General features: G+C 26.4%; 19 protein-coding genes and 1 pseudogene. 17 read left to right on the top strand and 3 right to left on the bottom strand.

Annotated features, from left to right (window positions below):
• Positions 1–181 precede the first annotated feature (181 nt).
• From ACYUEW_RS17245 to dltD, 12 genes are all read left to right on the top strand, one after another.
• Complete coding sequence (locus ACYUEW_RS17245) at positions 182–2,548, top strand: endonuclease MutS2 (protein WP_003483555.1); 2,367 nt, start codon at positions 182–184, stop codon at positions 2,546–2,548.
• A gap of 190 nt (positions 2,549–2,738) precedes the next feature.
• The gene (locus ACYUEW_RS17240) at positions 2,739–3,197 is read left to right on the top strand and encodes a 2-thiouracil desulfurase family protein (RefSeq protein ID WP_003483556.1); all 459 of its coding nucleotides are present in this window, start codon (positions 2,739–2,741) and stop codon (positions 3,195–3,197) included.
• Positions 3,198–3,796: 599 nt separating this feature from the next.
• The gene (locus tag ACYUEW_RS17235) at positions 3,797–5,629 is read left to right on the top strand and encodes an LTA synthase family protein (protein WP_460277485.1); all 1,833 of its coding nucleotides are present in this window, start codon (positions 3,797–3,799) and stop codon (positions 5,627–5,629) included.
• Between the two features lie 2 nt (positions 5,630–5,631).
• Positions 5,632–5,868 (top strand): hypothetical protein, encoded by a 237-nt coding sequence (locus tag ACYUEW_RS17230; RefSeq protein ID WP_003483558.1) that lies wholly within the window; start codon positions 5,632–5,634, stop codon positions 5,866–5,868.
• Positions 5,869–6,063: 195 nt separating this feature from the next.
• The gene (locus ACYUEW_RS17225; RefSeq protein ID WP_265204413.1) at positions 6,064–7,470 is read left to right on the top strand and encodes a glutamate decarboxylase; all 1,407 of its coding nucleotides are present in this window, start codon (positions 6,064–6,066) and stop codon (positions 7,468–7,470) included.
• Between the two features lie 246 nt (positions 7,471–7,716).
• Positions 7,717–8,730: an alpha-hydroxy-acid oxidizing protein gene (locus tag ACYUEW_RS17220; RefSeq protein ID WP_043032463.1), complete on the top strand. Its 1,014-nt coding sequence runs from the start codon at positions 7,717–7,719 to the stop codon at positions 8,728–8,730.
• 458 nt (positions 8,731–9,188) lie between these two features.
• Positions 9,189–10,091: a phosphate butyryltransferase gene (locus ACYUEW_RS17215; protein ID WP_042384306.1), complete on the top strand. Its 903-nt coding sequence runs from the start codon at positions 9,189–9,191 to the stop codon at positions 10,089–10,091.
• A 375-nt stretch (positions 10,092–10,466) separates the two neighbouring features.
• A complete protein-coding gene (locus ACYUEW_RS17210; RefSeq protein WP_459566597.1) occupies positions 10,467–11,300 on the top strand; it encodes a hypothetical protein in 834 nt (277 codons plus the stop codon).
• Positions 11,301–11,405: 105 nt separating this feature from the next.
• On the top strand, positions 11,406–12,926 hold the full coding sequence (gene dltA / locus ACYUEW_RS17205) for a D-alanine--poly(phosphoribitol) ligase subunit DltA (protein ID WP_460277481.1): 1,521 nt from the start codon (positions 11,406–11,408) through the stop codon (positions 12,924–12,926).
• Complete coding sequence (gene dltB / locus ACYUEW_RS17200; protein ID WP_003483569.1) at positions 12,926–14,077, top strand: D-alanyl-lipoteichoic acid biosynthesis protein DltB; 1,152 nt, start codon at positions 12,926–12,928, stop codon at positions 14,075–14,077. Before dltA ends, dltB begins: the two co-directional genes overlap by 1 nt.
• 25 nt (positions 14,078–14,102) lie before the next feature.
• Positions 14,103–14,333, top strand: a complete 231-nt coding sequence (gene dltC / locus ACYUEW_RS17195; RefSeq protein WP_003483572.1) for a D-alanine--poly(phosphoribitol) ligase subunit DltC — start codon at positions 14,103–14,105, stop codon at positions 14,331–14,333.
• 5 nt (positions 14,334–14,338) lie between these two features.
• Positions 14,339–15,529, top strand: a complete 1,191-nt coding sequence (gene dltD, locus ACYUEW_RS17190) for a D-alanyl-lipoteichoic acid biosynthesis protein DltD (RefSeq protein ID WP_003483574.1) — start codon at positions 14,339–14,341, stop codon at positions 15,527–15,529.
• 242 nt (positions 15,530–15,771) lie between these two features.
• On the opposite strand, the gene ACYUEW_RS17185 is transcribed toward dltD, so the two are convergent.
• Positions 15,772–17,232, bottom strand: a complete 1,461-nt coding sequence (locus ACYUEW_RS17185; protein WP_003483576.1) for an aminotransferase class I/II-fold pyridoxal phosphate-dependent enzyme — start codon at positions 17,230–17,232, stop codon at positions 15,772–15,774.
• 202 nt (positions 17,233–17,434) lie between these two features.
• Here ACYUEW_RS17185 and ACYUEW_RS17180 point away from each other — a divergent pair, with 202 nt between their 5' ends.
• Positions 17,435–17,971 (top strand): 50S ribosomal protein L25/general stress protein Ctc, encoded by a 537-nt coding sequence (locus ACYUEW_RS17180; RefSeq protein ID WP_003483579.1) that lies wholly within the window; start codon positions 17,435–17,437, stop codon positions 17,969–17,971.
• Positions 17,972–18,043: 72 nt separating this feature from the next.
• Here ACYUEW_RS17180 and ACYUEW_RS17175 read toward each other — a convergent pair whose 3' ends face one another.
• Entirely contained in the window at positions 18,044–21,163 is a 3,120-nt protein-coding gene (locus ACYUEW_RS17175; protein ID WP_459566599.1) for a YfhO family protein, read from the bottom strand.
• Positions 21,141–22,127, bottom strand: a complete 987-nt coding sequence (locus tag ACYUEW_RS17170) for a glycosyltransferase family 2 protein (RefSeq protein ID WP_043032461.1) — start codon at positions 22,125–22,127, stop codon at positions 21,141–21,143. Before ACYUEW_RS17170 ends, ACYUEW_RS17175 begins: the two co-directional genes overlap by 23 nt.
• Positions 22,128–22,442: 315 nt before the next feature.
• On the opposite strand from ACYUEW_RS17170, the gene ACYUEW_RS17165 reads away from it, so the two are divergent.
• The 4 genes and pseudogenes from ACYUEW_RS17165 to ACYUEW_RS17150 all read left to right on the top strand — a co-directional run.
• Positions 22,443–24,170 (top strand): phospho-sugar mutase, encoded by a 1,728-nt coding sequence (locus ACYUEW_RS17165; RefSeq protein ID WP_003483585.1) that lies wholly within the window; start codon positions 22,443–22,445, stop codon positions 24,168–24,170.
• Between the two features lie 144 nt (positions 24,171–24,314).
• Positions 24,315–25,391: a tetratricopeptide repeat protein gene (locus tag ACYUEW_RS17160; protein ID WP_003483587.1), complete on the top strand. Its 1,077-nt coding sequence runs from the start codon at positions 24,315–24,317 to the stop codon at positions 25,389–25,391.
• A 49-nt stretch (positions 25,392–25,440) separates the two neighbouring features.
• The gene (gene galU, locus ACYUEW_RS17155) at positions 25,441–26,337 is read left to right on the top strand and encodes a UTP--glucose-1-phosphate uridylyltransferase GalU (RefSeq protein ID WP_003483589.1); all 897 of its coding nucleotides are present in this window, start codon (positions 25,441–25,443) and stop codon (positions 26,335–26,337) included.
• Between the two features lie 100 nt (positions 26,338–26,437).
• Positions 26,438–26,816 (top strand): annotated as a pseudogene (locus tag ACYUEW_RS17150) (triple tyrosine motif-containing protein); the annotation flags it as partial.

Genomic DNA, 26,816 nt, shown 5'->3' with positions numbered 1-26,816 from the left:
TAAGAAGTCTGTTAATAAACTTTAGTGGGAGTAAAAACCCCCTTTAAAGCTAAGAACTCTGTTTATACAATAAATCAGATATGGGTATATAGAAGTTATAATTAAGTTGATAATAGATGTTATTAAAAGACAATAGAAAAAGTAACAAAAACCTAGGAAAGTTAAAAGGAGTGTTAAAGAAGTGAAGGATAAATCTATTAAGGTTTTAGAATTTAATAAGATACAGGAAATTTTAAAAAATTATACCTGTACAAAAGCTGCAAAAGATATAATAGAAGATTTAAAACCTTATGATAGTGTATATGAAGTAAGAGAGCACTTACAAGAAACAAAGGAAGCCTTTAAATTATTGGTTACAAAGGGAGCACCACCCTTTGAAGGAGTATACGATATAAGAAGTGGAATTTCTTTAGCAGAAAAGGGATCTACATTATTGCCAGGGCAACTTTTAAAAATAGCTGCAGTTTTAAGATGTGCAAGAAGATTTAAAGAATATATAAATTATAAGGAGGAAGAGGAAAGCTATAGAGTTTTAGAGGATATATGTGAGGGGATTTTTTCCCTACCTAAAATAGAAGAAGAAATATTTAATGCTATAGAAGGAGAAGATGAAATAGCAGATAGAGCAAGTTCTACTCTTTATAATATAAGAAGATCTTTAAAAGAAAAAAATTATTCTGTAAGAGATAAAATTAACTCTTTAGTTAGAAGTTATTCCTCCTATCTTCAAGAAAATATATATACAGTTAGAGGAGATAGATATGTTTTACCAGTAAAGGCAGAACACAAGGGTGCGGTACCGGGACTTGTACATGACCAAAGTTCTACAGGGGCTACCCTTTTTATAGAACCAATGAGTTTAGTTAATTTAAATAATGAAATAAAAGAACTTATGTTAAAAGAAAAGGCAGAAATAGAAAGAATATTAAGTGTTCTATCAGCTAAAATAAATGCTAACATAACAGGGGTAAAGACCGATGCTAACATAGTATGGGAATTAGATTTTATATTTGCTAAAGCTAAATTTGCTAGTGAATATAATTGTACTTGTCCAACTATTAATGATGAGGGGATTGTTGATATTATAGAGGGAAAACATCCTCTTATAGATAGAAGGGAAGTAATTCCTATAAGTGTTAAGTTAGGGGAAGAGTTTACATCTCTAATGATAACAGGACCTAATACAGGAGGTAAAACTGTAACTTTAAAAACAGTAGGATTAATACATTTAATGGCTATGAGTGGTCTTATGATTCCAGCTAGAGAAAACTCTGTAATAAGTTATTTTAACAATGTTTTTGCAGATATAGGAGATGAGCAGAGTATAGAACAAAGCTTATCAACTTTTTCATCTCATATGAAAAATATAGTGGAGATTATGGATAAAGCTGATGAAAATTCTTTAGTTCTATTTGATGAATTAGGAGCAGGAACAGATCCAACAGAAGGGGCAGCTTTGGCTATTTCTATATTAGAAAATTTAAGAAAAAGAGGATCTAAGATAATTGCCACAACTCATTATAGTGAACTAAAAGCCTATGCATTAAGAAAAGAAGGAGTAGAAAATGCTTCCGTTGAGTTTGATGTGGAAACTTTGAGACCTACGTATAGATTATTAATAGGAATACCAGGTAAATCAAATGCCTTTGAAATATCTAAAAGATTAGGATTACCAGATTATATTATAGATTTTGCTAGAGAAAATATATCTAATGAGAATATAAGATTTGAGGAATTAATTCAAAATTTACAAGAAAAAAGTATAAAAGCTCAAGAGGATGCAAGACTTGCAGAAAATCTTAAATTGGAAAGAGATAAAGAAAAGAAAAAATACGAAGAAAAATTAGAAGGACTTCAAAAAGTTAGAGATAATGCTTTTATAGATGCAAGAAGAGAAGCTAAAAATATAATAAGAGAAGCAAAAGAAGAGGCAGATAAAATATTAAAAGACATAAGGCAATTAGAAAGAATGGGTTATTCTTCAGATGCAAGACGTAAATTAGAAGAGGAAAGAAAAAAATTAAAAGATAAATTAGATTCTATTGAAGAAAAGGAAATTAAAACAGTTCATAAAGGAGAAGCTTTAAAGAATGTAAAAGAAGGAGACGAAGTTCTTTTAGTTTCAATAAACCAAAAGGTAATAGTCCTATCAAAACCAGACAACAAAGGTGATGTATTAGTTCAAGCTGGAATTATGAAAATAACAGCTAATATTAAAGATTTAAGGGCTGCTAAGGGAAGTAATTCTAATAGCAATTCATCAAAAATAAAAAAATCTAAAAAACTTAATTTGAATTTAAGCAGAGTGGAGTCTTCTGTGGATCTTAGAGGAATGGATGCAGAAGAAGCCATATACACTGTAGATAAATATTTAGATGAGGCTTATTTAGGTGGTTTAGGGGAAGTTACCATAGTACATGGTAAAGGTACAGGAGTTTTAAGAAAAACAATTATGGATATGCTAAAAGGTCATCCTCATGTTAAGAGACATAGACTAGGTGAATATGGTGAAGGTGGTACTGGTGTTACAGTGGTAGAGTTAAAATAAATTTTAAATTAGATAGCTTAGGTTTAGATGAACTTTTTTACTAAAATCTAAGCTATCAATTTGTTTTTATTTTAAAGAGTTCCAAAATTTAGAATTAAAGAATATATTTTTTAGAGTAAGTTTAAAAAAATAAAGAAAATAGTATATTTAGTGTATATATTCACTAGATACAAGGGGAAGAAGGAATTTTATGATATTAATAAGTGCTTGTCTCTGTGGAGTTAACTGTAAGTATAATGGTGGAAATAATTTAAATGAAAAAGCATTAAAACTTTTTAGAGAAGGAAAAGCTGTCTTAGTTTGTCCAGAACAACTAGGTGGGCAACAAACACCAAGGGCGGCTCATGAAATAAATAATGCTACAGGAGCAGATGTATTAGATGGAAAAGCTAATATCATAGGACCAGAGGGTGATGATGCTACAAAAGAATTTTTAAAGGGAGCCTATGAAACTTTAAAAATAGCAAAGGAATGTGGTGCCAAAATAGCTATATTAAAGTCTAGGAGTCCATCCTGCGGGTTTGGAAAAATATATGATGGTACTTTTTCGGGTAACAAAAAAGATGGGAATGGTGTAACAGCGGAACTATTAACTAGAAATGGAATAAAGGTTTATACAGAGGAAGATGAATTTATGTCTAAATTTTAATTAATAATTTGGGGATGTAGATAAATTTGTTTTTACACAAATAAATCTACATCCTTAATTTATTTTAATTTTGAACTGAAATTAGAAGGAAGTAATATATAAAGAAAGTTCATAACTCAATATGTAGGTGAGAAATTTACTGAAATGAAATTCATATTTTTTACAGAAAATTTGCTATAAAATTTTTGTGTTTACGAGCTATAGAAATAATCTAAAATTTAAATTCATAAAGATAAAATTGGATAATTATACTTGTTCAATTAATTGCTATACCCACCGATAAACTAAATGAAATTTTAGCTTATATTTTTATATAAGCAATTTAACAAATCTAATGTGTAAAATAGGTACAAACTATTTATTAATAAAAGCAGTTAAGGAATTTTAGTATAAATTAGATAGTTAAAATTAAGTGTTTTTTAAGATTTCCTTTATGATTGATTATAAATTTATGTTTATAATTTAATTAACATGTAAGGAAAGGAGGGGAAAATATGATATCGAAGCTAAAAATTTGAACACATTAGATAAATTCTACAAAATTTTGATTTTAGCAAATATTACAGCGATAATGTATTTGGATTGAGGAGATTTGATTTATGGAAAAGATATTTTGTTCTTTGTATAAAAATATAAAAGAACTATTAGAAAATAAATTTTTTTTAACAGTAGTAATAGGTACTTTTGTAGAGTATGTTTTATTTTTATTAATTTTATCAGATGGTAATGCAGTAAGTATAGATTTTAGAAGTGCTTTTTTAGGGATACCTCCTATATTGATATACATAGCTTTTATTTTGATTCCCTATTCTTTTGCTTTTTTATTTAATGGTAGAGGTCAGAAAGTATTTCTTATAATAATAAATATAATGATTTCTGTGCTTTTAATATTTGATTTATGGTATTACAGAAGTTATAGTTCATTTTTAAATTGCTATATGTTTGATATGGTAGATAACTTAGAGGGATTATCATCTAGTATATTAGCTATGTTTAGAACAATAGATTTGATATTTATTGTAAATCCATTAATATTGGTAATAATGTTTGTTAAGGATTTTTACAATAATAATGATAAATGGAGTTTGAGAAAGTTTGCCTTATTACTTATAGTACCTATACTATACATAGGATATGCTCATATTAAAGTAGATAAACTTGGGAGAGGCTATGTTTGTCAAACCTTATTTAAAAGAACTTGGTCCCAAAATCAAGAAATCTATAATTTATCACCATTAGGATATCATCTATTTGATTTCCACAAATATAGAGAGGATAAACAAGTTTATAATTTATCAGATGAAGAAAAGAATGAAATAAAAACTTACTTTAATTCAAAGGAAAAAGGGCTTACTAAAAATAATTATAGTGGTATTTTTAAAGGGAAGAATTTAATTGTTATACAAGTGGAATCTTTAGAAAATTTTATTATAAATGAGAAGGTAAATGGGCAAGAAATAACTCCGAACCTAAATAAGTTACTTAACAATTCAATATATTTTTCTAATTATCATGAACAAACATTCAGTGGAACAACCTCTGATGGAGTTTTTGTTTCAAATAATTCTATGTTTCCTCCAATAGCAGGTACTAGTAGTTTTACTTATCCATATAACGATTATAATTCATTACCTAAGCTTTTAAAGGAGCAAAAATATAGTACTTATTCTATGCATGGAGAAAAGGGCAATTATTGGAATTGGATGGTATCTGAGAGGCATATGGGATTTGACACCTGCGTAGATATATCAAAATTTAATAAAGATGAAATATTAGGTTTATGTTTAAGTGATGAAAGCTTTTTATCACAATCAGTAAAAAAGATAGAAAATCAGAAGGAACCATATTATACATTTATGATAACTGCAAGTAGCCATAGTCCTTTTAATATTCCTAAGGAAAAGGTGAAAATTAATATTTCTAAAGAATTAAAGGGTACAAAGACAGGGGCCTTTATAGAAGCAGCACATTATACAGATGAAATGATAGGAAGGTTTATAAAAGAACTTGATAAAAAAGGAATGATGAAAAACACTGTTATAGCTATTTATGGAGATCATGAAGGACTTCATAAGTTTTTTAATGAAGAAACACAACATCTTAAAGGAATACCAGAAAGATGGAGAAATAATGATAGGAGAGTTCCTTTAATAATTTACTCAAAAGATATAAAAGGGGAAGAAATTAAAACAAATGGAGGACAGGTAGATTTTCTTCCAACTATAAGCTATCTTATGGGAATAGATGAGAATAAATACATAAATACTGCTTTAGGCAGAAATCTTTTGAATACTAATTTAGACTATACAGTTTTAACGGACAAAACTTATAGAGGTAAAGAAATTTCAAATGAAGAAAAGAAAAATTATATTGATGTAATAAGAATTTCAAACAATATGATAAAAGCTAATTATTTTAAAGGGAGGTTTTAGGGATGATATGGATACTACTTTTGATGTATCTTATGATACCAATTTTATCCGTAGAGGGAGTAGTAGGCTGGTGTATTGGTGGAATAGGAGCATATAAAACTATAAAATTATATAAAAATAATATAGAAGAAAAAAATAAAAAAGCAATAAAATTATTAATAATTTGTTGTACTACTGCTTTGCTATATAATTTAATAGTTTACTATATAACACAAATTGTTGTATCAAAATTCTTATAAAATTAAACTAGGTGTAAATATTATAATAAAGAATATTTACACCTAGTTTTTTAATATGAATGGTATAAAAATTTTCAATTAGATAGTGATTATTCATAAATTGTTAAATATAATTGGATTACTAAGTACTTGTTTGCATATAAGGTTAAAAAATATCATAAATTAATATAGGAATATTTTGAAAAGGAGATTGCAATGCTTGTTAATTCAACATGCACAAGTAATTTAGATATTAATAGATGTTGTAGAGAAGGTATATTTACTCCAAGTTTTCCTCCAATAGGAAATATAAATGATAAAAAAATAAGTGCAGAAGAGGCTTATCAAATCATAAATTCTGAAGGATATTATGATTCAAATCCACAATTAAATTTAGCAACTTTTGTAACTACATGGATGGAACCAACAGGAACAGAAGTATTTAAAGATTATTTAGATATCAATTATATAGATAAGCTCATATATCCAGAAACTAATGAGTTAGAAAAAAGGTGTGTTTCTATATTAGCTAATTTATATAATGCAGATAGGTGTGATAAACCGACAGGTACTAGTACGATAGGTTCTACAGAAGCTGCTTTATTGGCAGGATTGAATTACAAATTTAAATGGAAAAAGTGGTGGAATGGACGAGATATTGGGGAACCTGAAATCATATTTGGTAGTAATGTTCAAGTGTGTTGGGAGAAATTGGCCAAGTATTTTGAAGTTAAACCTATAATAATACCTGTGGGTTTAGACAACAGAATAAATTTTGTTGAAGTAGCAAGGAAAATTAGTGATAGAACTATATGTGTAGTAGGAATTTTAGGAGATACATTTACAGGAAATTATGATAATATTAAGGCGTTAAATGATATAGTAGATAACTATAACAGTAATCATGAATGGAAAGTACCCATTCATGTTGATGCTGCAAGTGGTGGTTTTGTAGCTCCATTTTGTGATAAACAAAAAAAGATACCTTGGGATTTTAGACTTAAATGGGTTAAATCAATAAATATTTCCGGTCATAAGTATGGGATGGTATATGCAGGTTTAGGTTGGGCGATTTGGAGAAATAGAGAAGATATAGATGAAGAGTTGGTATTTAAGGTTGATTATCTTGGAGGGGAGCAAGATGATTTTTCCCTGAATTTTTCTAAAAATGGTAGCAATATAATAGCTCAATACTATAATTTAACTAGGTTGGGGAGGCAAGGATACGAGGAAATTATAAAATATCTTTTTGATATTCAGCATTATCTTATGGAAAAATTTTATACCTTAAAAGTATTAGAAAATAAAATTTTTGAAGTTGTGCAAAATTCACCAGGCATACCTATTGTTATACTAAAGCTTACACAAGAAGCCAAAGATATGGGTTTAGATTTAGCTAAGCTAGCTTATAAAATAAAAATTTATGGATGGAGTATACCTGCATATCCTTTACCAGTACCGTTTGAAGATGAAATAGTAATAAGAATAGTGTTAAGGGTAGGTTTTAATTATGCTATGGCAGAACAATTATATGAAGATGTTATTAAAACTATAGAATCACTTTTAGAATTAGGGCAGTGTGATTGTATTAAATTAGGGAAAGGTTCTTCAGGTATGTGTTAATGTAAAAAATATCTGCATACATTTTGAAATGTATGCAGATATTTTTTAGTGGTAATAAAGCTTTTTATAATATTCATAGTAAAAATTCTGGATATTAACAGAGAATCTCTAATTACAAAGCAAGATGTTACACAGTTCTTATTGTATTCCAAGAAAAATCTGTATTTTAAATTTTATATATTATATAATAAATTTGTTAGTTAAATAATTTTAAGTTATCAGTGTTTTAAGAAGGGGGAGAATAAAATGAATTATAAAGATGTATTAAAAAATGCGCGTGAGAATTTAAATGGAAGTTGTAGAGTGTGCAAAGTATGTAATGGAAAAGCCTGTAGTGGTGAAGTACCTGGTATGGGCGGTAAAGGTACAGGAGATGCGTTTACTATAAATATAGATGCATTAGATTCATATAAATTAAATATGAGGTTAATCCATAATGCAAAGAATCCAGATATAAGTGTAGAATTATTTGGAGAGAAAATGGACATGCCTGTTTTTGCAGCTCCAGTATCAGGAACTACTTTAAATATGGGTGGTAAGTTTACAGAAGAAGAGTACATATCTTGGGTAATCGGTGGATGCAGAGATTCAGGCATATATCCAATGGTAGGAGATACTGCAGTAGATTCTTTCTTAATTACAAATTTAGATGAGTTAAAAAAATTTAATGGAGAAGGCATCGCAATAATAAAACCTTGGGAAAATGATAATATAATAAGCAAAATAAAATTAGCAGAAGAAGCAGGAGCTTATGCTGTTGGTATGGATATAGATGCAGCAGGACTTATAACTTTGGCTCTTCATGGGAAGCCAGTGGGTCCTAAAACTGTAGAAGAAATAAAAGAAATAGTGAAAAGTACTAAATTACCTTTTATATTAAAAGGAATAATGACTGTTGAGGATGCTAAGCTAGCTGTAGAAGCAGGGGTAGATGCCATTGTAGTATCAAATCATGGTGGTAGAGTTTTAGATCAAACTCCAGGGGTAGCAGATGTATTACCTGAAATTGCAGAAGCGGTTAAAGGAAAAGTAACTATACTAGCAGATGGCGGTGTAAGAACTGGTATAGATATATTAAAAATGATAGCTTTAGGAGCAGATGCAGTATTAATAGGAAGACCCTTTGTAACAGCTTCCTTTGGGGGAGAAAGAGAAGGGGTCAAAATCTATGTTGAAAATTTAAAAAGTGAATTAAAATCAGCTATGGTTTTAACAGGATGTAACAGTATAAAAGACATAGATGGAAAGATAATATATTAGATAGTTATGTTTTAAATAGGTACATGTTATTACATTCTTATTATAATAAAAAATATTATATATTGAGATAACTATGCATTAATTTACAAAGAATAGCTTATATCATATAAATAAGTTTTTAAGGTTTAGATGAAGAGTGGAATTTTTTATAATAAAACTTCATCTGAACCTTAAATTTATTTTATAGATTATAAAATTTATATAATCAAAACACTATTTAAAAATAGTTTTTTAAATAGTAATAAAAGTTTTATAGAATTGTTCTAATTTGAAACGTTCCTGAACTAACTATGAAAAAGGTATTAATAGTAAATTTTTAGGCTATAGAGTAATTTAAGAGTATATAAGGAATGAGGTAGTAGTCGTTTACCAATCTAATTATTATATTGACTTTTTTTAAAAGAAGAACAATAATTATTGTAATGGATTACACGAGGATTGAAATGGAGGAGTTTATTATGGTAAAAAAACTTAAAGATCTTATAAATTTAGCCAAAGATAAAGAAAAGAAAATTTTATCAGTGGCAGTGGCTCAAGATAGAGAAGTTCTTATTTCTGTAATTGAAGCAGTAAAATTAGGAATTGTAGATGCAATTTTAGTGGGAGATATAGATAAAATAGAAGCTATAGCAAAGGAAGAAAGTTTAGATATAGACAATATAAAAATAATAGATGAAAAAAATGATAAAAAGGCTGCGGATAAGGCAGTAGAATTAATAACTATGAGTAAAGCAGATTTTATAATGAAAGGAATGCTTGGAACGGCAGAATTATTAAAGGCTGTATTAAATAAACAAGCAAATTTAAGAAGAAAAAATTTATTATCTCATATAATGATATATGATGTGCCAACTTATCATAAATTATTATTTTTAACAGATGGTGGTATAGTACCTTATCCAGAACTTAATGAAAAAATAGCTATTGTAGAAAATGCAGTAGAAGTGGCACATTCTTTAGGAATTCAAACCCCTAAAGTATCACCAATATGTGCAGTAGAAGTGGTAAATCCTAATATGAAATCTACAATAGATGCTGCAGCATTAGCTCAGATGAATAGAAGGGGGCAGTTAAATGGTTGTATTATAGATGGACCATTAGCTTTGGACAATGCTATATCTAAAGAAGCAGCTGAACATAAAGGTATAAAGAGTGAAGTAGCAGGGGATGTGGATATACTTTTAGTTCCAAGTATGGAATCAGGAAATTTTCTTGCTAAATCTATGGGTTATTTAGCTAAAGCAGAAAATGCAGGAATAGTTGTAGGAGCAAAATGTCCTATAGTTTTGGTATCCAGATCAGATACAGCAAAATCTAAACTATATTCTATAGCTTTAGGTGCATTATCTTGTAATAAATAAATTCGTATATTTTAACATTATTATAATGAATGTTGTTTAAAATTAAATTTATAATATATTATTATTACTTTGTTGTGTTAATTTATTTTTTATGGATATATTATTTATATTAAAAATACCTCAGTCTATTGAACTATGAGATTTAGTTTATAGTTTAACTAAACAACAATGTTAATTTAGTATATATGAGAAAATTTAAAGTAAATAGATTATTATGCAATTTAATTTAAAGTTAGTTAATGAATAAGCTCTTAGTTAATATATAAGAGCTTATTTATTTTTCATGAAGTGCTTTAATGCATAATTTATGATAAAATTTCAAAAATCTAATATAATTATAATAATGTTTAAATTAAAAATTATTGAGGTGTTAAAATGTTTAAATATTTTAAAGTGGATGAAGCTTTAAAAGAAAAGCTTAATTCATATACACATAAAGGAGAATATTTATTAGTTTCAGTTGGCATAAAATATAACGAAATAGAATATAGAGAAGTATTGTTTAATAAGAAAAATTTATTAATTGAAGAAGTTAAAGGTATAGTTTATATAGATGAAAACAATAATATTATACAAGATAAGAACATACAAAAATCATTGGCTAGATTATCTTACTACTATGAAATATTTTTTTGTATAGATAAAAAAAATAATATATTTAAAGCATTAAGAAATGAAGAGGATTTATGTAAGGAAAATAAAGATATAGAATTATCTATCAAAGCACTAGAATTTTTACAAAAGGAAAAAATACAGGATACAGAAAAAGTTAAAAACACACTATTACAGTTATCAAGTTTAAGAAAAAAAATTAATGATTTATTAAAAGAAATGGAATCAATAATAGAAAGCATATCTAATGAAGAAGATACTATATCTGAAGAAAGTTTTAAAAAGGTACATCCAATTTATAAAGAAATATTAAAACTGAATTTTAAAAACATAAAATTAATATATTCAGGAATAGACTATTATGACTATATAAAAGAATGTGTAAATAAAAAAAGAAAATCTTTTTCTATAAGATTTAACAAAAAATTATCAGAGCCCTTGTTTAAATTAGATTACCAAATAAATTATTTTAAAAAATTACTAAAAACTTATAACGAAATATTATGTATGAATGAAAGAGATTATTTAGAGTCTGTATACAATTCAGAGAAACATAATATAAATGAAAGATTATGTATTATAAGAGTAAAAGATTAGAATTTTATTCATAAAATATACTATTTAAACATTATGTTCTACTGTTGACATAAATAATATAAAAAAGTAAACTATTAGTGGTAGTTTTAAAGGAGGATTTTTAGTATGGATTTTTTAGAAAAGATAGATAGCTACGCTGAAACGGATAGAATAGCTCAAATATATAAAGAAGATATATTAACATATAAAGAGCTTAAAGAAAAATCAGATGCTTTAGCTTGTTATTTTATAGAAAAGTTAAAAAGTAATAAGAAGCCTATTATTATATATGGACATAAAAATAAAGAAATTATTATTTCTTTTTTAGCTTGTGCTAAAGCAGGACATGCATATATACCAGTAGATACTACTTTCCCAGTAAAAAGAGTATATGATATTATAGAAAATTCTGATTGTAAAATTGTGCTGAATTTTAGTGAAGAAGTTATAAAATATGATGATATTGAAGTTATAAATTTAAATTCTATATATAATATTTTTGAAAATTTTAAAGAGGTAAAACTTGAAGTAGATAATAAGATTAAGGATGAAGATTTGTTTTATATATTATATACTTCTGGAAGTACAGGAAAACCTAAAGGCGTTAAGATAACAAAGAAATGTGTTCAGAATTTTGTAACATGGTTTGAAAATGAATGTAGAATAGAAGAGGAAGATGGAACATTTATGAATCAAGTATCCTATTCTTTTGATGTTTCTGTTATAAGTTTGTATATAGGTTTATCAAATGGAAAAACTCTATATGTAATAGACAAGCATATGATTAATAACTTTCAAGAACTTTTCCATAGTCTTTCTAAATCAAAAATTTCACTTTGGATTTCAACTCCATCTTTTTTAGAAATGTGTATAGTAGATAATAAATTTAATAAAGAGTTATTACCATACTTAGAAAAGATAGTAGTTGCTGGAGAAGTATTAACTAAAAATTTAGCAAATAAAATATTTGAAAATTTTCCTAAAGTTAAACTTATAAATGGATATGGGCCAACAGAAACTACTGTATTAGTAACTTCTACAGAAATTACTAAGGAACTTATAGATAAAGATAAAAGTATACCAATAGGTCATTGTGGTAAAAATATAATTTTAAATATTAAAGATGAAAATGGGAAAAGTATAAGAGAAGACTGTAAAAAAGGGGAATTACATGTCGCCGGAGAAAGTGTAAGTACAGGATACTATAATAATGATGAAAATACTAAAGGATCCTTTTATAATGACTATATAGATGGAAACCTAGTAAGAGTATATAAAACTGGAGATTTAGTATATAAGAAAAATGGATTATTATATTATTGTGGAAGAAAAGACTTTCAGATAAAATTGAATGGTTTTAGAATAGAGCTAGAAGATATCGAAAAAAATTTATTAAAAATTGATTTTGTAGAAAATGCGGTAGTGTTACCTGTTAAAAAAGAAAGAAAAATCGTTTATTTGGCTGCTTTTGTAAAATTAAATAAACAGTTTGAATTGAAAAATTTCCAAATTGCAATGAAAATAAAAGATGAACTTAATAAATTAATTCCAAATTATATGGTTCCAAGAAAAATAAAAATAAAAGAAAATTTTCAGTTGAATGTTAATGGCAAGATTGACAGAAAATTATTGCTGGAGGAGTTATAATGATACCGTATAGTAACTTATTATTTTTTTATATAATGTCTGTATTGTTAATACCAGCTATTCTTTTAGGAATATATGAAAAACCTATAAAGAAATATGGATTGATTGTAAACATGTTTATGATATTTTTATTTGTAAGGTCAAATAAAATGGAATGGATTTGTTTAATAGCTTTTTATATCGGACAAGTTATATTAGTAAAAGCATATACTTATATTAGAAAAAAGACTGATAATGTATGGATAATGAGAATAATCTTGTTATTAAGTTTAATCCCATTAATATTGGTTAAATTTAATAGATTTATAACTGTTACGACTATAGGATTTATAGGAATATCTTATGTAACATTTAGAACTATAGAAATATTGATAGAAACATATGATGGTTTAATTAAGGATATAAATTTATTGGAATATACTTATTTTATATTGTTTTTCCCAACTGTATCTAGTGGGCCTATTGATAGATTCAGAAGGTTTAAAGAAGATATACATAAAAAAATAACAAGAAAAGAATATATAGAAGAATTTCTTAGTGTAGGTATAAAAAAAATATTCACAGGCGTATTATATAAATTTATAATAGCTGCCCTTATATCAAATCTTTGGATGGACAAGATTCCTAAAGTTCATAGCTTATATAATACTTTAAGTTATATGTATTGTTATAGCCTGTATTTATTTTTTGATTTTGCAGGATATAGTTTAATGGCAATAGGTACGGGATATATTCTAGGAGTTAAAGTACCAGAAAACTTCAATAAGCCTTTTATTAGCAAAGATATAAAAGAATTTTGGAATAGATGGCATATGTCATTATCTTTTTGGTTTAGAGATTTCATATATACTAGATTTGTAATGAATTCTATGAGAAAGAAGAGGTTTAAAAATAGATATACATCTTCTTATATAGGATATTTTATAACAATGTTAGTAATGGGAATATGGCATGGCATATATATACATTATTTAGTATATGGATTATATGAAGGTATTTTATTAGCAGGAACAGATTATTTTCAAAAGAATAGTAAGTTTTATAAAAAGAATAAAAAGAAAAAATGGTTTAAATATCTATCTGTATTTATAACGTTTAACTTAGTATGTTTTGGATTATTAATATTTTCAGGATATTTATATAATAAATAATTAAAATTTGAGGAGGAGTTTTAAAATGGAACAAAAGATTTTAGATATTTTAGTAGATGTATGTGGAGATGACGAAGTTATAGAAGACAAAGACATAAATTTATTCGATTCAGGTTTTTTAGACTCTTTAGGAGTAATAGAATTATTACTTCAAATTGAAGAAGTACTAGATTTAAAAATACAGCCAACAGAAATAACTAGACAGGATATACAAACTCCAAATAAGGTTATTGAATTAATATTAAAGAGGGTTTAAATAAAATGAAAAGATTAGCAGCGACTTTTTTGGGGGTAATTTTATTTTTTACATCTATATTTATATTGAATTATTCTTTAGAAAAAAAGATTAATAAATTTTATTCAGATGATATATCTGCTATATATGGTAGTACCGTTAAAGATAAAGGGGTAATATTACAAAAACAATCTATAAATAAAAATAATTTACTTATGTATGGATCTTCTGAATTAGGTGTGGATATACAACAAAATCCTACTAAATTTTTCCCCAATAAAGAAAATGAATTTGTTGTAGATATAATAGGAAGAGGTTATTGTCAAAGTTTAAAACATGGGATTAATTTTGGAGCATTAGCAAATAAATTAGATAATAGAAAGGGTGTATTTGTAGTTTCATTACAGTGGTTTACAGATTTAGGTATAGATGCTGATAAATTTTTAATGAATTTTTCAGAAGTACAATTTTATAATACTATGAACAGTAAACAAGTGAAAAAAGAAACTAAGAAAAAAATTTGCAATAGAGTACATAATCTAGTTAAAGGGGATAAAAACTTTCAACATATTTCTATATATTGCAAACTATATAGTAGTGATAACCCTATAGAAAATCTATTATTTATAGGAATGAAACCATATTACAAGTTAAAAGAATTAATAGCTAAGACAGAAGATAATATTAAATCCTATAAGCTTGTTATGAAGTATAAAGATAAAAATAAGTCTAAATTAAATAATCATTTAAATTATATTCAATGGGATAAAGAATATGATAAAGCTGAACAGCAAGGTAGAAATCGGGCTAATAATAATGAGTTTTATATATATAATGAATATTTTAATAAATATTTTAAAAGTAAATTAAAAGAATTGAAGAATAGTTCTCAAAATACTGATATATTAAATTCAGGAGAATTTGAAGATTTAAATTTAATGTTAGATATATGTAAAGATATTAATTTTAAACCTGTATTTATATTAATGCCAACCAATGGGAGATGGTATGATTATATTGGAATAAATAAGGACAAAAGAGCTGAATTTTATAAAAAAGTTTCTAATATAATAAGAAAAAAAGGATTTGAAGTTTATAGTTATGAAGAATATGAATATGAACCATATTTTATGAAAGATGGTATGCATTTAGGTTGGAAAGGATGGTTGACTGTTGATGAAACCATTAGTAAATATTATAAAAAAGATAGAAAATAGTGTTATTTTTAATTCTTTATTTTATTTTATTTTATTATTTTTGGTATTAATTATAGGTATTGTTTTTACTGGAGAATACACTTATGTTTATTCTCAATTTTAATAAATAGTTGTTTTAAAAAGTTTTATAAAATATTTTTATACTTAGTTTATAAATTATAAAATAAATAGTATAAATGAAATATTGAAAAAATTTTAATACAAAACCTTAGATTAAATTCAATCTAAGGTTTTGTCCATTTTTATTTTACAATTTTTATATATTCAACCTCAGGATCCTCTGTACCTTGTACGTATAATCCTGTTTCTTTTAGTCTTTCTACATAATCTACAATTTCTTGTGTTATTATCTCCCCAGGACATAATACTGGAATTCCTGGTGGATAAGCCATTAAAAATTCTCCACTTACTTTTCCAACACTATCTTTTAAAAGTACACATTCTTTAACCCCATTAAAAGCTTTTCGTGGAGCGGTTGTATTTTCAGGTATTTCAGGAACATCTATAAAACTATTTTGTTTTGTTTTTTTTCCATAATGTTCATTGCTAATTTCTTTTAATGCATTTATTAAAGCATCAATAGATTCTTGAGTATCCCCAAAAGAGCCCACAGCGAGAACATTATATAAATCTGATAATTCAACTTGAATATGATATTTTTCACATAAAAGCATATCTAAATCATAACCAGTTATATCTAAGTCCCTACAGTTAATGGTGATTTTTGTAGGATCTAAAGCGTATACTCCAGGTTCACCCAATAATTCCTTACCGAAGCAGTAAAAACCAGGAATTTTATTAATTTCATCTCTAGCATAGGTTGCTAAATTTATTGCCTTATCTAAAAGTTCTTTACCCTTTAAAGCTATTTGTCTTCTAGAACAATCTAAAGAAGCCATTAATATATAAGATGGAGATGTAGTTTGAAGTAAACTTAATACCTGATGAACTCTATTTACATCTATTCTTTTAGATTTTACTTGAAGCAAAGAACATTGAGTTAAAGCACCTATTATTTTGTGAGTGCTTTGAGCACACATATCAGCTCCAGCTTCCATAGCAGATATAGGTAATCTATTATTAAAACCAAGGTGTGGTCCATGAGCTTCATCTACAATTAAAGGGATATTATAACTATGAACAATTTCTGCAATTCTTTTTATATCTGTAGACACACCATAATAAGTTGGATTTATTATCAAAACTGCCTTTGCGTCAGGATTCTCCTTTAAGGTATTTTCAACAGTTTCTGGTGTAACATTGTGAGCTATTCCTACTTTTTTATCTAGCTCAGGTTGCATATAAACAGGTACTGAGCCACTTAATATAATACCTGCAGTAACAGATTTATGAACGTTTCTTGGAATTATAATTTTATCTCCGTCACCAACTACAGATAAAATCATGGCTTGTATGGCACCTGAAGTACCATGGATTGAAAAAAATGCTGCATCTGATCCATAAGCATCAGCTGCTAATTCTTGAGCTTTTTTTATAGCACCAGTTGGATGATGTAAACTATCAACCAATTTAAATACAGTTACATCAATTTTAAAAGGATTTTCTCCTATAAAATTTTTAAATGCTTCATCCATTCCTTCACCTTTTTTGTGACCAGGAACATGAAATGGAATAGTTTTTCTATTCACATACTCCATTAAAGCATCAAAAACTGGGGTTTGATTTTGATTTAATTTATACACCGTAATATGCACCTTCTTTCATAATAATACTCCCGTGAAACTATGAAAGCTCAATGGTTCCCGTGGATTCTTTACTTAAAACAATACTATTATAAGTTAAATATTATTCAAATGCAATATATATGTAAAATTTATTATGTGCTTTTTTCATTGTATAAATACATAAGATTTTGTAAATAATACAAAATGTGGAGGGATGAACATGGAAAAATTATTTGTAGAAAAAAGAAATTGTAAAAATAGTAATAAAATAAGAAGAGAAGGAAAAGTACCAGGTATAATATATGGGAAAAATTTAAATAATTTAATGTTTGAAGTAGGAGAAATAGAATTAAACAGTATGATTTCACAGGTAGGGGAACATGGAGTAACAGATGTGAATTATGGAGGAGCGGATTATAAAGTTCTTATAAAAGAGGTTCAAAAGGATCCAGTAAAAAAGAATGTAATACATATAGATTTAGAAAACGTTACTAATAGTTCTAATTTAATTAATGCAGAAATACCAATACTTTTTTCAGGCGATGAATTAATCATGAAAAAGGGAGGAGTAGTTCAAAAAGAAAAAAATAGTGTTAAAGTAAGATGCCCGGAGGAAAAACTACCCAATAATATAATGATAGATTTATCTCAATATAATATTGGCAAAACATTTAGAATATCTGATTTAGAATTAGGAGAAGATATAACTTTTATGGAAAGTTTAGATAGTACTATAGCTTCTATATTCTTTGGATAATAAAATAAGGAAAGTGCTATGCGCTTTCCTTATTTGAGTATAGATTATAATTAATGAGAAATAGATAATATTCTAATTATCTTTAAAAGAATTATGCTTACATTTTAAAGTATAAGAAACAATTATTATTATGCAGAAAACAATACTTAAACATGCTCCTGGAATTAAACCTGGTGTTATATACTTTAGTTCAATATTATGAGATCCAGGCTCTAATACCAATCCAGTAAGTATTCCGTTTACCTTTATTAAATCTTGCTTTTCTCCATCTACTTTAGCTGACCAGCCTTTACAAAATGGTATATTAAGAGCAAGTATTCCTTTCTCATTATTTTTAATATTACCTTTAACCTCTCCGCCATTTAAATATAAATTTTCTAAATTATATTTATTGCGTTCATTTACCCATTTTGTGTAATACTTATATGAATTAAACCATACGTGTGTATCGCTAATGATGTAATCTCCTTCTGAAATATTTATTTTTACTGCATTAATATTATTATCCAATTTAAAAGTAAATTTGTTGAGAGGATAGGTATAAGCATAATTTTCTTCCATTTTTTTTGTGGTTTTCCCATTAACATTTAATACAAATTTCTGACCATTGGTAGGTTGCAAGTTAATAGAAAATAATATTTCTCCATCAGTTCCTTTTTTATTATTTTTTATAGGAATGATGATAGAAGCATTTTTATCAGCTTTTAAGATTCCATTTTTATATTTAGCATTTTTGGTTATTGCATTCTGCCATTCTAATGAAAGTTCTGTTGTTATATCATCAAAAGGAACACTTCTTGGCAACTCAGGTAGGTTTTCGTCAACCATGGCTGTTTGAAGAAGTATTGAATCTTGCTGAGCTATATTCATTTTATTATAATCTTTTATAGTTATAGTATTTGGATACCATAGATCAAATCCAACATTATATCTATTTTTGTATATAATATAATTATTAGTTTCATTATTAAGCGTATACCCATAGGAAGGAGTATATGGATTTGTTTTATTTTTAACTAAATATTTAACACCAAAGGTAGTTTCTAAGAATAAGCGATCATCAAAATTTTCATATGTGCTGGGACTAACATTAGTATTCAAAATATTATAATCAACTTTTAACCATTTATGAAGAACCCCATCAATCATACTGTTATAGGTACTTGTGCCATAATAATTATAATTCATTGGTGCATTTAAGTGAATTAAATCTCTAAAAATTGTCCTATAAAATTCATTATTTGTGGGAGTATATTTATTAAAAATTGTTTTTTCTTCTAAGTTATCTATGGATGAACTTTGTAATTTATCATGTGTTACATCAGGCTTTCTCATAGCTAAATAAGCATTTGTATTACATGAAAGAGCAGTTGCAACACATAAAACAATAATATAGTCTAAAAGTTTAGTTGTAAAGTATTTAGAAATATATTTTTTTAACATTATTGTAAATAATGATACTAAACCTGATACTAGTATTACAAGGTTGATAATTTTAGTGGTCTTTAGATTACGAATAACGTTATTAAATCCACGAGGCATTTTTGTATAATAAAAGTAAATTATTAATATTGCAACTATTGAGAAGAAATGAAAACCTAAACTTTTTAACTTATCATTCTCTTCTAGCCAATCAGGTATAGCATATGCTATTGAAAATATAAATAAATAAAACCATCTATCACAGGAATATGAAAAACCGTTAAAAAGACTTCCGGAATATGGAGTTAAATATAAAATAAAAAATATTCCTGCTAAAATTGTTTTTCGCTTAGTAATTGAAGAAAACTTTTTCCAAGGTAAGGCAAAAATAATTAAAATAATTAGTGGAAAACCTAATGTACTATTATAAAAGAACAGTTTTTCAGGTAATTTTAAAATATAACTACTATCATAAAAAAGAGGGATATTTACTATATTTGAAAAGCGATCAGTGTTAAAGAATGCATAAACTGAAGGAATAAATGATATAGAGGCTAATCCTAAAGCCATTATAGCAAAAACCGCATATTTAAAAATAGAGCAAAAAAATGAATATAGTTTATTTTTGAAAGTAGTTCCCTCTATTTTTATAAAAGTAATAATAAAGATTATATAAAAAATATAACTGATAAATCCAAAATAGAAGCTGTTTGCAACTGTTAATGAAGCACTAATTACAAAAAGAAGCCATTTCCCGGTTTTATTATATATTCTAAAACCCAATATTGTAATAGGTAACCATACATATGCATCTGCCATAAAGTCAAAACTCAAAGAAAACCATATATAATTAATACAACCACCATAGATCATAGCCCCTATAAGCGAAGTGTAAGTTTTCTTTTTTTCATATTTTAGCAAAGAATATAAAAAACACATTGATAAAAACTGTTTTAGAATACTAAATAATAATTTCCATTGTAGAGTATTCCCTAATGTCCAGCTTCCCAATTGTAATTTTCTTAATAGTAACATTAAGTAAAAAAATGGACTTGTAGTATAATAATAAATAAACTGGCCAAAAATATCTCCGCCAAGACCATAACTCCAAGACCAAAAAGGTTGATGTGATAAAAAGGCTTTTTGAATAAATGGTATAAAGTACATAAATTGAAGGTCGCTATCTGTACCTGATACACTGAACAAAAAGCCATGATATTTACGATATAAAGCGTATAAATGACACGATATAGAAAAAAATAATAAAAAAATAACGGGTAATAAAAGCTTTAAAATAACTATAAATTTTGATTTAATATCTAACTTAATAGTTGAAGTAGATTCTGAATTTTTCAATATATGCTTAGTCACTAAGAAGGTTATAGGTATAGGTAATATTGCAGCCCAAAGCACAGCTGTTGAACTATTTATATGAAAAATTTTTACTAATAAAACTAAAGAAAATGTGGAAATTAAATAATTAGCTAAAGTAGTAAGGGGATATTTAATAAACTTTTTCAAAGTTGGTTTTGTTTTAAAAGTAAAGTAGCAATTAAGAAAATATGAGCCAATCATACTAAGTGTAAAAGCAATAGTGTGACTTATAATATATGGTATATTTAAATATAGAAGTAAAAGATACCATATGTAATAATGAACAGTATTTATGACACCAATCATACCAAAGCGTAAAAGGCTAGAAATTTTATCATCTTTAGTAATTAATTCGTTCAAATATTGCTTTACATTAAAGAGTATTTGACGGATCATAATTTTCCTCCAATAAATGTTTATATTTTGATTTTTCTATATTTGTTTCTTTAACAAGAAAATGTGGACGTTTTTTTACTTCATAATAAATTCGACCAATATATTCTCCTATTACACCTAGTGATAAAAGTTGAATTCCACCTATAACTAGAATAGCTGTTATTGTTGTAAAATATCCAGGCATATCAATACCTACTGATATAATGCGTATTAAAGAATATAATATATAGGATATTCCTAGTAATACCATTATAAAGCCTAAATATAATATAGCTCTTAAAGGCTTGTTATTAAATGATAAAATTCCATCAATACCATATTGTATTAATTGTTTGAAATTCCATTTACTTACTCCGGAAATCCTGCTTTGATTTTCATATTCGATTATTTTTGAATCGAAGCCAATCCAAGAAAACATTCCCTTTGAAAATCTATTATATTCTTTCATAGATAATAGAGAATTAACCGCTTGTCTACTTAAAAGGCGAAAATCTCCTATTCCATCTGTAAGTTTTATGTCGATGAAATGATTTGCCATTTTATAATATAATTTAGAAAAAATAGTAGTTGTTTTTGAATCACCGATTCTATTTCGTTTAGCAATTACTTGGTCATATCCCTTACGATAATATTTAACCATGTCACAAATTAATCTAGGGGGATGCTGTAAGTCAGCATCAATTAGTATTACTGCATCTCCAGTTGAATAGGTAAGTCCTGCTAGCATACTAGCTTCTTTACCAAAATTTCTTGTGAATGAAATAAATTTGATATGAGCATCGTTATTTTGAAATTGCTTTATTGCATCAAGAGTTTTATCTTTGCTGCCATCATCAACAAAAATTAATTCATAATTGTAATGGTGAACTAGACTGTCTTTTTGAAGTATTCTTGTTAGTTCTTTATATGTTGTTTTTATAGCACTTTCTTCATTATAGGCTGGTATAATTATAGATAATTTCATAATAACTCCTTTCAAATGTGTTATATATTATACCTAATTGGGTAATATACCATAAAACATACATATTACAGCATATTAATATATAATTGTATTTAGTACAAATGTTTTTGAATGTAGGGTAATTGATAACATAATATACTAAGAGGATAAAAGTAATTACTAATAACTTAGGATAATAAAAAAACAAGAAAGCTAGGCATTGTTTTATATGAAATTTTTAATTTAGAAACTATTAAGTCATAATTTATCTATATGTAGTACAATTATTGATGTTTTTTAATATAATGTAGTATGGAATGTTATTGGAGGTAGCAAATGAATTATAAAGATGCTTACAATTCATGGATAAATTCTTCGTTTTTAGAAGAGAAAGAAAAAAAAGAATTAAAAAATATAGAGGATGAACAAGAGATAAAGGATAGATTTTGTAAAGATTTAAGCTTTGGAACAGGTGGGATAAGGGGGATAGTTAGTTTAGGTACAAATAGAATAAATAAATACACTATAGCTAAAGCCACACAGGGATTAGCTAATTATTTGATGCATAATTTTGAAGAAAAACCTCTATCTGTTGCAATAGCTTATGATTGTAGGAATGATTCTTTAGATTTTGCTAAAATAGCCAGTGAAGTACTGTGTTCCCAAGATATAAAGGTATATATGTTTAGTGATATAATGTGTACTCCCATACTATCTTATGCTGTTCGAGAACTAAAATGTAAAGCTGGAATAGTTATAACTGCATCACATAATAGTAAAGAGTATAATGGCTACAAAGTATATAATCATAATGGTAATCAAATAACAGATAGGGAAGCACAAAAAATAGCTGAGTGTATAGGGAAAGTAGAAGATTTAAGTCGTATAAAACATATGGATATAAGTGATGCAAAAGAAAAAGATTTATATAAATTTGTACCAATAGAAGTATTAAATAAATATTTTTATAATGTAAAAAATTTGATTTTAAGAAAAGATATTATAAAGAATTATGAAAGTGATTTTAAAATATTATATACACCATTACATGGAACTGGGAATGTTCCAGTAAGAAGAGCTTTATGTGAAATTGGATATAATAATGTTTTTGTAGTTAAGGATCAAGAAAAACCCAATGGAAATTTTCCAACAGTAAAATATCCTAATCCGGAAGATCATAAAGCCTTTTATGCTTCTTTAAAAGAGGCTGAAAATATAAATCCTGATATAATAATAGCTACAGATCCTGATTGCGATAGAGTAGGGGTGATGGTTAGGGATCATAGTGAAAAATATGTAGCTTTAACTGGAAATGAATTAGGTATAATTCTTACTAACTATATATTAAGTTCTTTAGAAGAAGAAAAAAAAATACCTGAAAATTCAGTGCTTTTAAAAACCATAGTAACTACGGACATGGTTAAAAATATATGTAAAGACTATGGAGTTAAGGTAGAAGAAGTTTTAACAGGTTTTAAATATATAGGAGAAAAAATAGAAGAATTTAAGAAAAATGGACAAAATAAATTTATATTTGGATTTGAGGAAAGCTATGGATATTTATTTGGAGATTTTGTTAGGGAGAAGGATGGAATAATAAGCTCTGTATTAATATGTGAAATGGCTTTATATTATAAGAATCAAAATGAAAATTTATGTGATGTTTTAAGAGACCTTTATGATAAATATGGATATTATAAAGAAAAATTAATATCCATGGAGTTTAAAGGAGAAGAGGGTAAAAATAAAATAGAAAATATAATCAATAATTTAAGAATTTATGATTTTAAAACTATATTTGATGAAGAAATATTAATAAAAGAAGATTATAAAACAGGTTTAAAAATAAATATGAATAAAAAAGAAGAGTATATTAATAAACTTCCTAAATCTAATGTTTTAAAATTTTATTTAAATAACGATACTAATTTCGTGGTTAGACCTTCAGGAACAGAGCCTAAAATAAAAATATATTTAGCATCAGTAGACACAACAGTTGAAGGAGCTGAAATGAAGATAAATAATCTAGAAAAAAATATAAAGAATATGATAAATAAATTTTAAAAATAAATATATTTAAATTAAGCATAGAATAATCTTTTACATTATCCTACGCTTAATTTAAATATTTTTGTATTTTCATTGTTTAATTATGTATATTATTATAGAATTAATATAAATATAGAATTTATGGTGTAGGTGATATAAATGGAAATGAAATCATATTTAGCAGAAAAATTATCTAAAATGTTGTTTTTAGAGATAAAAAAAGAAAAAATATTTGAAATATTTAAAGTTGATGTAGATAAAAATATATATGTGCCATTAAAGTCTAAAAGTCTGGTAGATGAAATAAAACAAGGAGAAGATTTAGACAACATACCTATTATTTTTTTTGTAGAAGGAATGTTTTTTGTACTAGGAGCAGACGAAGAGTTTAAATTTAATAATGAATACAAAAACATGATAAATAATATACCTAAAAGTGAAGATTATATTAAAGGAAGAATATTTGAAGAAGTGAAGAGAGAAAATTATGAAGAGGCATATATATTATTAAGAGGATTATTGACATTAGAAGAGAGTAAAGATATTTATGACAAATTAATATTAATATTAGAAAATTTAAGACAAAAGGATAAAATGTATAAAGAAGAAGAGCTTAATATAATAGAAAAATCTAAAAAAATAGAAGATTATGAAAAACCATATTTATATGAATCTATAATAAAAAAAGAAGATAATGATTTTAAAGCAGCATGGTATGCATTGGATAAATACATATCAATAGGAGGAGAGCAAACTACAGAGATTATAGAATATAAAAACTCATTAAAGGATATATTAAATTTTGAGGAAGGGAAAAATTTAATAGGTAAGGATCCCAAAGAAGCTTTAACAAAATTAATACCAATTATGAATAAATTAGAGGATAATCCAACGGTATATTATTATGTAGCAGTAGCCTATAGAATGTTAGAAAATTATGATAAAGCTATATATTATTTAAATAAAGCATTAGAAATAGATAATGGTTTAATTGATGCAGTAAATGAATTAGCAATAAATTATGCAGCCTTAGAAAACTATGATATTGCTATAAAATATTTAAGAAAGGCCTTCGAGGTAGAAAAATCTATAGAGATATGTACTAATCTTATAATGTGTTATCTAAATAAGGGAGACTTAGAACAAGTACAAAATCATATAGATATTGCTAAAAAAATTGATCCAGAAGATGAAGTATTAAAAGAGATTGAAAGTTATTTATTAAAACATAATTAAGTTTAATATTAAATTTATTTTATTTTTATATGTAGAAAGGGGTATACTTATGAAAGTTAAAAAGGCTATAATTCCTGCCGCAGGATTAGGAACAAGATTTTTGCCTGCGACTAAAGCTCAACCGAAAGAAATGTTACCTATAGTTGATAAACCAACCATACAGTATATAATAGAGGAAGCTGTAAAGTCAGGTATAGAACAAATATTAATAATAACTGGAAGAAATAAGAGAGCTATAGAGGATCATTTTGATAAATCTGTTGAATTGGAAAAAGAATTAGAAGAAAAAGGTAAAGCTGAAATGCTTTCTATGGTTAAAGATATATCTAATATGGCTGAAATATATTATATAAGACAAAAGGAACCTAAAGGATTGGGGCATGCTATAAGTTGTGCTAAAACTTTTGTTGGTAATGAACCCTTTGCAGTAATGTTGGGAGATGATGTAGTTTATAGTGATAAGCCTTGCTTAGAGCAACTTATAAAGTGCTACAATGAATATCAAACAACTATAGTGGGTGTACAAGAAGTACCAGAACAGGATGTACATAAATACGGTATTGTGAAGGGGATGTTTATAGAAGATAGAGTATATAAAATAAAAGATTTAGTAGAAAAACCACCTAAAGAAGAAGCTCCATCTAATATGGCTATATTAGGGAGATATATTATAAGTCCCGCTATATTTGATATTTTAGAAAATACAAAACCAGGTAAAGGTGGAGAAATACAACTCACAGATGCATTAAAAACATTAATTAATAAGGAAGCTATGTATGCATATAACTTTCAGGGTAGAAGATATGATGTAGGGGATAAATTAGGATTTCTTCAGGCTACTGTAGAATATGCATTGAGGAGAGAAAATTTAAATACAAATTTCGCGGAATATCTACAACAATTGAGAAATAATGAAGAATTTACTAAGCTATTTAAAATTAAATAAAAAAAAGATGGCAAAAAACCATCTTTTTTTGTTTGAATTGTAAAAATATTTATGTAGATTACGATAAAATTATAAAGACAACTATTGAAAGGGTGAGTTTATGATAAATAGAAAAAAGGGTTGCTTAGTCTTAAATATTATTTCACTTTTTTTTATGATTGGATTATTAATATTCCCTATAAATGTACAAGCTTATAATAATTTAATCATAAATGTAGAATCTCCAAAGGAAAGTGAATTATTTAATGGAAATGATTTAAATTTAATAGGAACTGTAGATTCTAAGGAGAGACTAAGATTAATAGAAATTTATTTAAATAATGAGAAAATAGGACAAGCTAAAACAGAAACATCAGTAAATAAGGATAGTAGTTATTTGACTAATTTTGAATATAAAAAAGATATGTCGAATATTAAAAATGGAGAATACCTACTAAAAATTGTAGCTATAGATGAAAATGATAATAAAATAAAGAAGA

Source organism: Clostridium sp. CTA-1, assembly GCF_054768215.1.
This window is presented reverse-complemented; position numbering and strand designations above follow the sequence as displayed.

Excerpts from the sequence above, each read along its gene's own strand:
- ACYUEW_RS17230 (WP_003483558.1), top strand. The coding sequence starts at position 5,632 with ATGATATGGATACTACTTTTGATGTATCTTATGATACCAATTTTATCC.
- ACYUEW_RS17235 (WP_460277485.1), top strand. The coding sequence starts at position 3,797 with ATGGAAAAGATATTTTGTTCTTTGTATAAAAATATAAAAGAACTATTA.
- ACYUEW_RS17175 (WP_459566599.1), bottom strand. The coding sequence starts at position 21,163 with ATGATCCGTCAAATACTCTTTAATGTAAAGCAATATTTGAACGAATTA.
- ACYUEW_RS17210 (WP_459566597.1), top strand. The coding sequence starts at position 10,467 with ATGTTTAAATATTTTAAAGTGGATGAAGCTTTAAAAGAAAAGCTTAAT.
- ACYUEW_RS17220 (WP_043032463.1), top strand. The coding sequence starts at position 7,717 with ATGAATTATAAAGATGTATTAAAAAATGCGCGTGAGAATTTAAATGGA.
- galU (WP_003483589.1), top strand. The coding sequence starts at position 25,441 with ATGAAAGTTAAAAAGGCTATAATTCCTGCCGCAGGATTAGGAACAAGA.
- ACYUEW_RS17160 (WP_003483587.1), top strand. The coding sequence starts at position 24,315 with ATGGAAATGAAATCATATTTAGCAGAAAAATTATCTAAAATGTTGTTT.
- ACYUEW_RS17180 (WP_003483579.1), top strand. The coding sequence starts at position 17,435 with ATGGAAAAATTATTTGTAGAAAAAAGAAATTGTAAAAATAGTAATAAA.
- dltD (WP_003483574.1), top strand. The coding sequence starts at position 14,339 with ATGAAAAGATTAGCAGCGACTTTTTTGGGGGTAATTTTATTTTTTACA.
- ACYUEW_RS17240 (WP_003483556.1), top strand. The coding sequence starts at position 2,739 with ATGATATTAATAAGTGCTTGTCTCTGTGGAGTTAACTGTAAGTATAAT.
- dltC (WP_003483572.1), top strand. The coding sequence starts at position 14,103 with ATGGAACAAAAGATTTTAGATATTTTAGTAGATGTATGTGGAGATGAC.
- dltB (WP_003483569.1), top strand. The coding sequence starts at position 12,926 with ATGATACCGTATAGTAACTTATTATTTTTTTATATAATGTCTGTATTG.
- ACYUEW_RS17170 (WP_043032461.1), bottom strand. The coding sequence starts at position 22,127 with ATGAAATTATCTATAATTATACCAGCCTATAATGAAGAAAGTGCTATA.
- dltA (WP_460277481.1), top strand. The coding sequence starts at position 11,406 with ATGGATTTTTTAGAAAAGATAGATAGCTACGCTGAAACGGATAGAATA.
- ACYUEW_RS17165 (WP_003483585.1), top strand. The coding sequence starts at position 22,443 with ATGAATTATAAAGATGCTTACAATTCATGGATAAATTCTTCGTTTTTA.
- ACYUEW_RS17215 (WP_042384306.1), top strand. The coding sequence starts at position 9,189 with ATGGTAAAAAAACTTAAAGATCTTATAAATTTAGCCAAAGATAAAGAA.
- ACYUEW_RS17225 (WP_265204413.1), top strand. The coding sequence starts at position 6,064 with ATGCTTGTTAATTCAACATGCACAAGTAATTTAGATATTAATAGATGT.